Below are 13,009 nucleotides of genomic sequence, written 5' to 3' on the forward strand. Positions count from 1 at the left end.
CCAAATGAATAACCTCTATCGAGGCCACTCATAGATGAGCTGCCGCGATTAGAGGTTGGTTTATTATCATAATTCAGTTTTTATTACACGCATATTTTCTTCTGGAATCATGAAGGTTTGTGCATATTGCTTTCTAGCTTCAATACCACGAACTCTAACTAAATGCTTGTAGTATTCCAGATAAGGGAAGGACTTGCTGCCTGTCACGAACCAATGCAAGGACACTGCCTTAACCCACAAATGAAAGGCTTCTTCAGAAAAATCAACAAAAACGTAAGGTCTGTAGTCGACTGCATCCTCCCAATTCTCAGCATAATATAATCTTGATGCAAAGTGAGAAGGATTCTCCCGTTTGAGCGGACCTAAACCGGCAAAAAAGCGCGCATCGTTAACAATGCGATGAGTGGTCATATGATCCTTATGCATGCTGTTTTTAAAATGCGTGATAATGACATTGGGACGAACCTGGCGAATCACATCACACACTTTAAAGCGCATCTCATCGTTATCTTGCAGTTCACCATCTGGAATGTCGAATACGATAGCTTCACCGCCGAGCATCTTAGCAAAACCCTTGGCCTCATTCACCTTCTGCTCACGGTATTCCATGACATCTCTGCCTGCTGGAACGCCCCGTTCGCCGGCGGTCAGCGCTAAAGTCACAATACGGTCACCCTTCAGAGAATGACTTGCCAATACGCCGCCTGCCGTTAGTTCCATATCACCTACGTGGCCACCAATTGCCAGAATCGTTAATTTTTCTTCGCTCATTGTGCAAACCCCCTTCTCATAACAGAAAATTGTTTGACGGTTTTAAAACCGGCCTTCTCATAAATGCGGATTGCCGGATTCGTGCTTCCGGTATAGAGAGACATATATTCGGTCTGGATAGAACGAAATGCTTCACATAGCTTAAAGAAAAGAATGCTGCCCAGACCGTGTCCCTCATGATCAGGATGCACGCCGATCCCGGAGAAATAGCCCCGGCCGTTCTCCTGACGAATGACCGGACCGGCAAATCCGATTACCTTGCCTTTATATGCAGCAATCACCACTGGCACGCCATCTGCCGTGCTTTGCCCGATTTCCCTTTGCCATAAAAGATTATTAAAGCCATTAAGCATTTCATTAACGCCGTTATGCTTTTCCGGGTCAAACAATTCAACTGTGTAACCTTCCTCAACCGCTTTGCCTTCTTTGGCTCTTATATCATCTGGAATGGTGAAACCCGCCAGATTCAAATACATCGCACATTCTTTAGCACGCTCAATATATCCTGTTCTTAGCAAAAATTCATATAACTTACTCTCTATCGGCACGCCCGGCGCATTGTTATGCTCATGCTTAGGAGTCCTTGGTATATACCAAGGGAGTAACATCGGATTAAAGAATAGGATATCGGCTTGCTTTTTACCCAATTGCTTAAAACGCTCTTCTAATGCATTTAACATCAATGTATAGTTTTCATCGTTTTTGCAGTCATTAGCTAACACGATACAGGTGATATATCCTGCCACTTCTCCGAGAGGCAGGTCATCCCCCGTACATCCGCAGGCAAATCCTTTGACCTGATTTTGTTCCAATAAGATAAAAGCATTATGCCTGTCAAAGTAAGCGTTAGACACGAAGATGTCCTCAAAGCTTTGTGTAGTAAGCTCCTTATAGCCTTCTTTCACGGCTTCTTCGTTCCATAAGGCAATTACCGCCTGTCTATATTGTTGATCCCATGAGACGATCATGCTGAAGCGATACCTCCCCATGCGCTGTTCGTTTTATCCCTTCACCGCTCCCACGGTCACACCCTCTAAGAAGTACTTTTGCAAGCTGAAGAATAGAATAAACATAGGCAGTGCAGAGATGGTAGCACCAGCCATCATCGGCGCGATAAACGTTGTATTGGCAAACCGGAAGTTTTTCAATCCAACTTGAATCGTCTGCATATCCATCGTATTTGTTACAAGGAGCGGCCAGAAGAATGTGTTCCAGCTATCCATGAACGTTAGAATTGCCATTACGGCAAGCACGGTTTTGGATAAAGGCAGAATGATTCTCCAATAGATTGTAAACTGGCTGCACCCTTCGATTTTAGCGCTTTCCATAATCTCGTTCGGGATGCTGCTCATAAACTGTTTAGCCAGAAAAATATTATATACGGTAACGATACTCGGCATAATTAACGCACTGTACGTATTTTGAAGTTCGAACACGTTAACAACCAGAATATACAAAGGAACTTGCGTAACTTGGTAAGGAATCATCATGGAGACAAGCAGTACAGCAAACAGCACGCCTCTCCCTTTAAAACGCAGTTTTGAAAATGCGTAACCAGCCATACTTGCAAAAATGACATTGGACACCATAACGGTGGTCGCAACGATCAACGAATTCAGAATCCAACGATACGAATACTCGCTGTAATCAAAGAAATATTTAAAGGAAGCGAACGTAAATTTACTTGGTAAAATGGAGTAACTCACCGCTCCGGCCTCAACCGGGTCAGCAAAGGATGAAATGACCATGAAATAAATCGGAAATACTGTCGCCAAAGCAAAAAGAAGAAGGGCGATAAAAATGATTGTATTTCGGATGGTTTTTACTTTTGGTTTTCCTGCATGATTACTGTATAAAGCCATTTTTTATCCTCCCAACATAGGGATATCTTTGAGCGGAGCTCAAAGTCTCTCTGCTCTTAATACTCGACGTCTTTGCCCGCATATTTGAACTGGATAACCGAAATACCCGCAATAATAACAGCTAAAATCAACGATTGCGCTGCGGCTTTACCGAATTCAAAATAAGTGAATGCATTATTGAAAATCAGTAGACCAACCATGGTAGTCGCATTGTTCGGACCACCGCCAGTCATCAGATAAGCGTTCTGGAACACTTGGAAAGAACCGATAACACCCGTCACCAAAAGAAATAATGTAGCTGGTTTCAAAGAAGGTACAACGATGTACCAGAGCTTTTGAAAAAAGTTCGCTCCATCCATTTCCGCTGCCTCGTAAAACGTATCATCAATACCGAGCAAACCGGCCAGGTAGATGATAATGCTTGTGCCGTGACTAGACAACCAGGACATCAGAACCAATGAAAACATCGCCGTTTTGCTAGAGCCCAACCAATTCTGATTGGTGAAGCCAAAGAAATGAATCAACTGATTCAAAATCCCGCCTTCCATCGGATCAAAGATCCAAAGCCATACAACGGATAGTGCAACACCTGAAGCTACCACAGGCAAATAATAAATTCCTTTGAAAAAGCCCTGCGTTTTTTTCCTGAGTGGCAGAATTAATATTGCGATCACCATGGACAAGAACAAGTTAACAGGTACTGTCAAAAGCGTATAAACGACGGTATTGCGCAAAGCTTGCCAAAACAAAGAATCTTTAAACGTGTGTATATAATTGTCGAATCCAACATAGGTAGAACCAAGAGGCTTGTATTCTTGGAGACTAATGATAAACGCGCTTACGACCGGGTATGCGGTGAACATCGCAAAAACAACCAAAGCGACGGCAATGAATGCATATCCCCAAGCACCTTCTCCTTTGATTCTCCTTCTTTTCATCGGTTTAGCGATATTAGTAGCCATACTGTCAAACCCCGTTTCAGAAAACTCGGTTTAAAATAGTTCGGATAGCCGTGCAAAATTCTTCACGACTATCCGAAGTTTAAAACTTATGATTAATCTTTTACAACTCCGTCTGCGCCAAACGCAGCAATCGCAGCCGCTTTTACAGCTTCATACATAGCTTCTGGAGTAACTTCACCAGCGATTAGCCCTTGGAACTTAGGTACGATAACTTCAGTTTCCAATTTAATCGCTTTAGCACCCAATTCAGTCGGGATATCCGAACGAGCTGGCGTTGCGTTTTTAAGCATAAAATCAACAGCAGCAACGTTGTCTGGGTTTCTGTCAATTTTCATGCTTTCAGCCGCTTTTTTAGCGCTTTGCGTGATGTGAGCTGAAAACAGATCATTGTTTGTTGTTGCAGCATTTTTACCGCTAGCTAGGAAGTAAGCAGCTTTTACGACATTCGCTTTGTGCTCAGCAGTAGGTTCCTTTTTACCACGGAACGTCATGTAACCGTCAACGACAGCAGCGGAAGATTGTTTTGCACCTTGGAACGTCGGAGCCGGCAATACGATATAATCAACCGGGATGCTATCTTTTACAGCACTAGCGTCACTTGCTTTAAGTTTTGCGTTATTTGTTTTTGCTGAGTTCTCAAACACGGCAAGGCCTTTACCTGTAATCATCGTTTGGCCTGTCAAGAACATGTTCCAACGCTTACCAGCGTCTACAGAGCTAAGCTCTTTCGGCATGGAACCGTCATCGATCAGCTGACGAAGATCTTTGAGTAATCCTAAGTAGTTCTTACTAGTGTACGCATATTTCAAATCTTTATTAAACGCGTTTGGCATACCGGCATTTTTCGCCATGATCCCCAAGTAGTCAACTGAAGCTACGCCTTTAACAGCGAACACGAAACCGTAGCGTGTTTTGCCGTTTTCAGTTACGACGCCTTTTTTGATCGCTTGGCGGAATTCATCGTAAGTCCAACCGTTTGTTTGTACTTTTTTCCAATCGATTCCGGCTTTTTCCAAGAACTCTTTATTGCCGCCCAGTGCGTGAACTTCCATGTAAGCCGGGAAGCCGTAAAGTCCTTTACCGTTCTTCATGTATTCAAGTGGAGCTTTATCATAGTCGTTTACCATCTCAGGAGTTGCTGCATCCGTGATGTCCATGAGCAAACCTTGCTGCACATACTTAGGGATGCCGTCAGAGCCTCCGAAAGCGATATCAGGCGGGCTGCCTGCATTCACTTGCGTATCCAATTTCTGTTTCATATCTTCCCAGCTTGCTGGTTCGATTTTCAAAGTCAGATTCGGATACAATGCCGTAAAGTCTTTGGACATTTGTTCGAATGTCTTTTGGTAGTTCGGTGAAACCGGCGGCAGTAGTGCCGTGATGGTATCTTTCGCTGTTGAAGCGGCAGCAGTAGCCGCTGGAGCTGATGGAGCCGGTGTTGCTTTAGTGCCGGAAGTACCACCACAAGCTGTTAAAGCCATAGTTAAAGCTACGACGGATGCTAATACGGGCATTTTTCTTTTCATGAAAAACAGACCTCCTAATATAGGGATTCTTGAGCATAACTCAAGTTTCTCCTTTTTTGATATTGAATTATTACACAATTTTAACAAAGGTACGTATTGCTGTTTTCAAACTGCCGTCACATTGATTCAATGCTTTTTCTGCTTCCGCGGCATTCATCCCGGTTTTTATCATCATAATCGCTAATTTACAATTCATGGAAGCGCTCTCCAAATGGGCAATTGCGGTGGCATCGTCTACCCCAGTTGCTGCCCTAATGATACGAACGGAACGATCATACAATTTGATATTGCTTGCCTTCAAGTCCACCATTAGGTTGTTATACGTTTTTCCTAGTTTCACCATCGTACACGTCGTAAGCATATTAAGAACCAGCTTCTGTGCTGTCCCCGCTTTCAATCGGGTGGATCCCATAATCACTTCCGGCCCAACCACTGGCGCAATACATACATCACAGACAGGCTCTAATTTCGAATTTTTGTTATTCACAACGCCGATCGTTGCGGCACCAATTTCCTTTGCCTTTTTCAAACCGGCAATGACAAATTGCGCGCTTCCACTGGCCGTTATGCCAATAACAGCATCCTTGTCTGTCACCCCGCACCGTTCGATGAGTGCGACCCCCTCCTCTGCATTATCCTCAAAACCTTCAACTGCCCGTCTTAATGCCACATCGCCTCCGGCAATATGACCTTGTACCCGTATGGGGTCAATACCAAAAGTAGGAGGACATTCAGATGCATCGAGCACACCGAGTCTACCAGAAGTTCCAGCCCCTACGTAGAACATTCTGCCACCGTTTTTAAGCACATGATGTAAGATATCAACCGCTTTCATAATTTGCGGTATTTCTGCTCCCACTGCATCAGGAACCTTAGCATCCTGCTCATTCATTAGATGTAACATTTGTTCTGTTGTACATTCATCAATCATCAGCGTTTTCTCGTTAATCTCTTCCGTAGTCAACCCCGACAGATACTCATCCATTGCTATCCTCCTGTCCTGTTTATCTAAATTTCTATTTTCATACTAGCGAAAAATTTCATTTTGGTCAATACTTTTTGAAATTTTATTTCTTCGTAAAATAAATAATTGTTTTTTTATTTCTTAACTTCGACAAAAAAAGACAACGGCTCTTTCTCGATTAGCCGTTGTCTTTCTCATTTATTTGCGATGTTTGACGCTGGCAATAATGTCGTGAGTCTTGCTCAGATATTTCTTCACTTTTTTGTATTCCGCACTGGCTACGCCAGCAAAAAGAATGTCAATAACGGTCAACATGGCAATTCGTGATCCCATGGCACCGCTTCTGATGGTTACCTCCGGTGTAGAGATGCTCAATACAATATTTGCCTTATCCGCTAACTCGCTTTTATTATATTTGGTAATGGCAATAATACAAGCGCCATTCTTTTTGGCTATTTCCAGCGAATCGAGAATTTCCACGGTTTTACCGGAATTCGAAATAAAGATGGCCACATCACCCTTTTCCAGCAAAGTAGCCGCTGTGAGTTGGCTGTGCCCATCCGTGTAGGTGTGGCACATTTTGTTGATCCGAGAAAACTTCTGCTCCGCATCGATACCCACCAAGCCGGATGCACCGATACCAAAAAATACAATACGGTTACTTTCACGCAGCACTTTTACAGCACGGGCTATTTCATTCTTATCGATGACACTGAGGGTGTCTACAATGGATTTACTATTATTGCGAGAAATATTAGAGATAATGATGGATAAATCATCCCCAGGTTGTATATCCGTGTACTGATCCTTCTGCTCCTCATCCATAGATCCAAGTGAAGCTGAGACACTTACAATAAAATTGCGGTAACCTTTATAACCCATCGTTTTGCAGAAACGAAGAACGGATGCGTCACTGGTCTTTGTCAGTTGAGCAAGACTCTTAATCGAAAGATGAGGAATTTCCTCCAAATTCTCAAGTATATACTCTGCTACCAGTTTCTCTACGGGTGTTAGACTGTCCTTCATATCCCGAATTTTAATCAAAATATTATCATTAATTGACATATATATTCCCTACTCATCATAAATTCTCCGAGCTAAAAATTAATCTCATCATACGAATAATTATTCAAAAAAACAATAACTAATTTTTATTGAATTTAGAAATCTGAGTAAAGAAATTTTTTTTCAAAATAAAACAATAAAAATAAAATTTAATTCCAAATTATATGTCGGCGATTCTGAATGCGATGCTATAATATCAACGAAATTGAGTTAACTATGAAGAGGCTGTCCCTCAAGGTCTATGACCTTAGGGAACAGCCCTTTCACATTTGAAAGTTTACTTCGCTATAGCGGTTCTTGCTAATCTCATCGATGCAAGTGCGTAAACGATTAGCGCAGTCCAGATCAAAGAGAAACTGATGAGAAGCACAGGGGAGAACTTCTCATTAAATACGAATACGCTTAACAGCAGCGTAATGGAAGGACCAATATATTGAATGAATCCAAGCATAGAGAGCGGAAGCCGAGCCGCCGCTTTGGCAAACCATAGCAGAGGTAAAGCGGTCACCACGCCTGATAATAATAGCAGCACAAAAGAAAGGGGCGGCAGCGACCACGCGGAATCATGATGTGAGACGTGTAAGTAGAAAATATATGCGACAGCTATAGGAAATACAATCGCAGTTTCCCCTGCCAATCCGATGGAAGCATCGTAGGAAACCCTTTTTTTCACAAGACTATATAAACCGAAGCTAAACGCTAGCGAAAGAGAAACCCATGGGAATCTGCCATAATCGATGGTTGCCAGCAAGACACCGGCACCCGCCAAAGCAACGGCCAGCCACTGACTGCGGCTTGGCTTTTCACGCAGAAACAGGACTGCAAGCATGATATTAATTAGTGGTGTAATATAATACCCCAGACTCGTCTCGATGACATGACCGTTATTGACGGCCCAAATGAATATCAGCCAATTGGAACTGATTAAGATGCTGCTGACCCCAATCAAGAGCAGCGTTTTTCCGTTCGTAACCATCTTTCGAAATTCATTCCATCGACTTCTCCCTATCGTTAAGAGAATGATCATGAATACAAATGACCAAATTACACGGTGAGATAATATTTCGCCAGCAATCAGCGAATCAAAAGACTTCCAATAAACAGGCAGCAAGCCCCATGCGGTATAGGCAAGAATGGCGTACCAGAGCCCTTTTTTCATAGTAAAATCCTCTTTTCTATTTCTAGTAACGCAATTCTATGAATCTCAGAATTTGCCCGTTGGTCACGAAAAAATAAATCCCCGATTTACGGGGATTACGGGGATTCGAATACGGATTGTTTATACTATCCTTAAACGGAGCCTACCGTAATCCATTCTACGAGGGGATTGTTCAACCCTCATGCCGATAGAAAAAATTAGGCAGCTTCACTTCATTTGAATAATGATTATGAAAAATATGCGTTGTCGCCGGTGAAAGCGGCGGAATCAGCCACGGCCAATCGCCCGTTACATCCCGACCAACCTTCTCCTCTTTCTCTTCAAAGCGCTTAAATTGTCTCGCCGCTGTATGGTGATCAACAATTGCCACTCCCTGTTGTTGAAATGAATGGAGCACAGCCACATTCAGCTCAACGAGCGCTTTATCTCTCCATAGGGATGCTTCACGCCGAGTATCCAAACCCATGATAGACGCAACGCGCGGCAGCATATTATATCTTGCTTCATCGGCAAAATTCCGGGCACCGATCTCTGTTCCCATGTACCACCCATTGAAGGGTGCAGCCGGATAGGATATCCCACCAATTTCAAGGTACATATTCGATACGATCGGGACTGCATACCACTTGAGATGCAAATTCTCAAATGCTGCTATATCCGGGTGTCTGATATCAACTTCCAAGACCAGCTCGCCAGGAATTTCAAACAACTTCGGCGGCCGATGCCCAATTTGGACAACAAGCGGCAGTACATCGTAAGGCGTGCCCGCTCCCTGCCATCCAAGCGACTGGCATAACGTTGTTATCTTTAGCGAAGCCGGGTCACCAAGTATGCCATTTTCGGTCTCATAACCCGCGTAACGGACTAGTTGATCATTATGAATTATGACTCCTTGCGCCGAATTACGAGTTGGTGGGAAAACGGTAATCACCGGGCGTATTTTGCCGCCATTCGTAGCCGTGGCAATATGACGAAACAATGCCTCCGCCATCTGCTCTTCGGTCTCAATTTGACGAGCATCGTGAATCGTCAGTGTCTCCCAGAACAATCGTCCGATACAACGGTTGCTGTTACGCCACGCCATTTTCGCACCATGCTCGAGCTCTTGAAGTGTGTGTTCATAATAACCTTTGTACCGTATAGCTTGGGTAATCTCCGCAAGACGGGATTCGATTTCAGTCGAACTTTTGCCTAATTCGTTATAACATTCTTTTATAAAAGGAACAGCTTTCTCCAGCAGTTGATCCTGAACTTTCATAGGTGACTCCAATCCGATAAAACGAAGGGTTAAATTACAATTGTGCGCTAAACTGTTCCGGAATGTATGCAATTTGAGATTTGGCCACTATCGTCAACTCGCCCTTTTCCTCGGAATATTGAACGGCATCATCGCCGACATAGAACCATAATTTCCGTGTTGGCTCATTTTCAAACTCCTGGAAGACGAATACGTTGAGTTCATCTTTCCATTTTAATAGCTCAGCGATGTTCTCTGATTTATCTATCTTTACAGTGAAAACCCATTGGTCTTGCATCTGCTTCCACTCATAAGGAATCGGCTGCTTACCGGTATCGATAAACGCTCTGCCGCCAATCGCATGCTTAATCAAAAAGATTTCCTTCATACTTGTAGCCCTCCTTCATCATCCGTTATGGCAGATCAATTAACATGAAATGAGTATCTTCAATAGCACGAATCGCTAACGTTTGTTCAGCTTCCATGCGAGCACTATCCTTGCTTTCCAACACCGCATCATTCGCTGAACATTTCCCGCTGATGACCATAAGAAAAATTCGGCGATTTTCTCCCTGATTGAAAACGAGTTCTTTGCCTGCATCCAGCTTGCTGAGGTAAATACTCATATCTTGATGAATCTTTGCGATATGCTCGCCGCCCTCGGGCGTCACGACTGGCAGCAGCTTGTTAATCATCGCTTCTCGCTCATATGTGACATTCTCAAAGGAAGGCGCAAAGCCCCGTTTTGCTGGCATGAACCAGAGCTGGAACAGACTCATGGGTTCGGTTTCCGACGCATTGTACTCGGCATGAATAACGCCGCTGCCTGCTGACATCCGCTGCACACCATTCGATGCTGTTATCGCAACATGACCCAAACTATCCTCGTGCTTGATCGCTCCGCTGAGAACGATGCTTACAATCTCCATATCACTGTGCGGATGTGGACCAAAACCGCGGCCAGCCGCAATTTCATCATAATTGCATACACGCATAACTCCGAAGCCTACATTATTTTCATCAAAATAATCCCCAAATGAGAAGTTTTTGTAGCTCTTAAGCCACCCCAGATCAGTCATATTGCGCGTATGCGCAGGAAATACTTGTATCACAGCAATCGTCCTCCTTCATTAGTACTTATAGCTTACCATATTGAGGCCATTCACTTCCATGTCGGAACGGTGGCGGAACTTGCCCGTTGAGTGGCAGCCAAAAGGGGGTGCATCTGCACCCCCTCTATTTTCTCACCTATTCCTGCTCCTCCGCTTGCATCCACTGCTCATACAGCCCATTCAGACGGTACTGAACAGCTTCTCTTTCTGCCCATAGTTGGGCAATCGTAAAATCATCAGCAAATTCCTTATGACCCTGTTCCTCTAACTGTTGGGCCAAGACGGCTAAGCATGACTCTTCCTTGGCAATCTGCTTCTCCAGCTTTTCTTTCGCCGATGAAGCTTTTGTCTTATCCCGCTTCGATCCAGTCTCGGCCACACGCTTCTCCTGCACTTGAGCCTTAGGCTGAACTTGCACAGCAAGACTCTCCTGCCGGGCGCGCAGCTGCCCGCTCTTCTCTTTATAATCATCAAAGTTGCCCAAGAAAACGGTGATGCATCCATTATCCAGCTCCCATATTTTCCGAGACAGCCTATTCATAAAATAGCGATCATGCGTCACCGCTAGCACCGTACCGGGAAATTCTTCCAACGCTTCTTCCAGCGCTTCCCTTGAAGCGATGTCCATATGATTCGTCGGTTCATCCAGAATGAGCAAATTAGGCTTGCGTAACACGAGCAGAGCTAACCGCAGTCGCGTCCACTCACCGCCCGAGAGCGAGCAAACCGTCTTGAATACATCTGCTCCATAAAATAAATAAGCAGCAAGACGGCCTCTAGCTTCTCCTTCCTCCAACTTCGCTTCCTCGCAGAAATAAGTCAGAACAGACTTTTTATGGTCCTCCGGATACTCCTGTTGAGCCAAGTAACCAATGTCCACGCGCGCACCTATTTCAAGCTCCCCTTCGTCAGGCTGCACTTCACCCAGAATCATCTTAAGCAGGGTTGTTTTACCTGAACCATTATGCCCGACGAGCATCACCTTTTCGCCATATTCCAGCAAGCCGCTTGCCCGCTGTAACAGCACTTTATCCCCATAACACTTGTTCACATCTTCGAAGTAAATGACTCTTCGACCAGAACGATCATCCAGCTTCAGCCCAAACTCCGCCGCCTTAGGATCGAGAACAGGCCGCTTGAGCTTTTCCATTCGATCCAATGCTTTCTGCATAGATGCCGCTCGGCGGAAAAACTTCTCATTACCTCCTACTCTGCCCCACTCTATCAGCTGTTTAATCGTCTCTTTCATCTTTTTGATGACCTTCTGCTGTTCCTGATAATCCGCAAACTGCTGAATAAGCCGGACTTCCTTCTCCTTTACATATCCCGTATAAGAAGTCGGATAGGTCGTTGACTCACCATCTTCCAGTTCGACGATCTTCGTGACCACCAGATCCAAAAAGTAGCGATCATGAGAAACAACTAAGCACGCGCCTTCATAATGGGTGAGATACTCCTCCAACCACTCCACTCCGAACAAATCCAGATGGTTGGTCGGCTCATCCAGCAGGAGAAGATCAGGCTTACCGATCAACTGAGAAGCGAGTGCAATCTTCGTTTTCTCGCCTCCCGACAGCGAGGCAAAATTACGCTCGTAAAACTCTCTTGCAATGCGAAGTCCGTTCGCAACTTGATCAATTCTGGCATCCAGCTCGTAGCCGCCTTCTCGTTCAAAGCGCTCTTGCAGCTGTGCGTATCGCTTAAGCAGTTGATCAAGCTGCCTTTCGTCATTCATAACCTCGGGGCTCGACATTCGCTGCTCCAGCTCCGTCATGATGTCGCGGCATTCTAGTACTCCTTGAAAGCTCGCGGCCAGCACATCATACACGGTACCGCTCTCCCACTCTGTTGGGATTTGCGCTAAATAGCCAATCCGCGTATCTTTTCGTACCGTTAATTGTCCTTCATCGGGCTTTTCCATCTTGGATATGAGGCGAAGCAAAGTCGACTTCCCACTACCATTTCGTCCCACAAGTCCGATTCGTTCTCCCTGATGAATTTCAAAGGTGACGTCCTCGAGAACCAGCTGTGCACCATGGTATTTCTTTATATTTTGCCCGTTAATAATTAACATAATAAAGGATCCTCCTAGTTTTGAAAGACCCTATCCCGGTGCAACCAATCAAAAAAAGGCCGCAGGAAAATTCCTACGACCTTTCGGATTTATCCGTTTGAGGTTAAGGAAGGAGTCTTTTCGTGAGTTGTACTACCGTATGAGCATTATTGGACAGACTTCTCGCGTCTTTAACTGCTTCATGAACGATGCCAGCCATCGCAATGGGTAACTGGCTCACACGGTTGTTCACGAACTCTCGATTCATCCTACCTTCACCTCCTTCTTTTTATTTTTG

Annotated in this window: 13 protein-coding genes; all 13 read right to left on the reverse strand. The window is 44.5% G+C overall.

All coding sequences use genetic code 11. The annotated features are described in order from the left end of the window. Positions 1–66: 66 nt before the first annotated feature. Positions 67–771, reverse strand: a complete 705-nt coding sequence (locus BLT91_RS08345; protein WP_090819347.1) for a PIG-L deacetylase family protein — start codon at positions 769–771, stop codon at positions 67–69. Continuing rightward, the gene (locus tag BLT91_RS08350; protein WP_090819350.1) at positions 768–1,739 is read right to left on the reverse strand and encodes a GNAT family N-acetyltransferase; all 972 of its coding nucleotides are present in this window, start codon (positions 1,737–1,739) and stop codon (positions 768–770) included. Before BLT91_RS08350 ends, BLT91_RS08345 begins: the two co-directional genes overlap by 4 nt. 33 nt (positions 1,740–1,772) lie before the next feature. Next, positions 1,773–2,633, reverse strand: coding sequence for a carbohydrate ABC transporter permease (locus BLT91_RS08355; RefSeq protein WP_090819353.1), 861 nt, complete (start codon positions 2,631–2,633; stop codon positions 1,773–1,775). Between the two features lie 56 nt (positions 2,634–2,689). After that, positions 2,690–3,595: a carbohydrate ABC transporter permease gene (locus BLT91_RS08360; RefSeq protein WP_090819356.1), complete on the reverse strand. Its 906-nt coding sequence runs from the start codon at positions 3,593–3,595 to the stop codon at positions 2,690–2,692. Between the two features lie 92 nt (positions 3,596–3,687). After that, entirely contained in the window at positions 3,688–5,121 is a 1,434-nt protein-coding gene (locus BLT91_RS08365) for an ABC transporter substrate-binding protein (protein ID WP_090819359.1), read from the reverse strand. A 70-nt stretch (positions 5,122–5,191) separates the two neighbouring features. Next, the gene (murQ, locus tag BLT91_RS08370) at positions 5,192–6,106 is read right to left on the reverse strand and encodes an N-acetylmuramic acid 6-phosphate etherase (protein ID WP_090819362.1); all 915 of its coding nucleotides are present in this window, start codon (positions 6,104–6,106) and stop codon (positions 5,192–5,194) included. 177 nt (positions 6,107–6,283) lie between these two features. Then, positions 6,284–7,150 carry a MurR/RpiR family transcriptional regulator gene (locus tag BLT91_RS08375; RefSeq protein WP_090819366.1) on the reverse strand — a complete coding sequence of 289 codons (867 nt, stop codon included), beginning with the start codon at positions 7,148–7,150 and terminating at the stop codon, positions 6,284–6,286. A 277-nt stretch (positions 7,151–7,427) separates the two neighbouring features. After that, on the reverse strand, positions 7,428–8,309 hold the full coding sequence (rarD, locus tag BLT91_RS08380) for an EamA family transporter RarD (protein ID WP_090819369.1): 882 nt from the start codon (positions 8,307–8,309) through the stop codon (positions 7,428–7,430). 172 nt (positions 8,310–8,481) lie between these two features. Continuing rightward, positions 8,482–9,567, reverse strand: coding sequence for a nitric oxide synthase oxygenase (locus tag BLT91_RS08385; protein ID WP_090819372.1), 1,086 nt, complete (start codon positions 9,565–9,567; stop codon positions 8,482–8,484). Between the two features lie 34 nt (positions 9,568–9,601). Then, positions 9,602–9,934 carry a hypothetical protein gene (locus tag BLT91_RS08390; RefSeq protein ID WP_090819375.1) on the reverse strand — a complete coding sequence of 111 codons (333 nt, stop codon included), beginning with the start codon at positions 9,932–9,934 and terminating at the stop codon, positions 9,602–9,604. Positions 9,935–9,959: 25 nt separating this feature from the next. Beyond that, positions 9,960–10,658, reverse strand: coding sequence for a pirin family protein (locus tag BLT91_RS08395; protein ID WP_090819377.1), 699 nt, complete (start codon positions 10,656–10,658; stop codon positions 9,960–9,962). A 136-nt stretch (positions 10,659–10,794) separates the two neighbouring features. Next, positions 10,795–12,732 (reverse strand): ribosomal protection-like ABC-F family protein, encoded by a 1,938-nt coding sequence (gene abc-f, locus BLT91_RS08400; protein WP_090819379.1) that lies wholly within the window; start codon positions 12,730–12,732, stop codon positions 10,795–10,797. A 103-nt stretch (positions 12,733–12,835) separates the two neighbouring features. Then, positions 12,836–12,979, reverse strand: coding sequence for a hypothetical protein (locus BLT91_RS31390; RefSeq protein ID WP_175532159.1), 144 nt, complete (start codon positions 12,977–12,979; stop codon positions 12,836–12,838). Between the last annotated feature and the right edge of the window lie 30 nt (positions 12,980–13,009).

The organism is Paenibacillus sp. yr247, assembly GCF_900103825.1.
In the GTDB taxonomy this organism is placed as follows: Bacteria; Bacillota; Bacilli; order Paenibacillales; family NBRC-103111; genus Paenibacillus_E.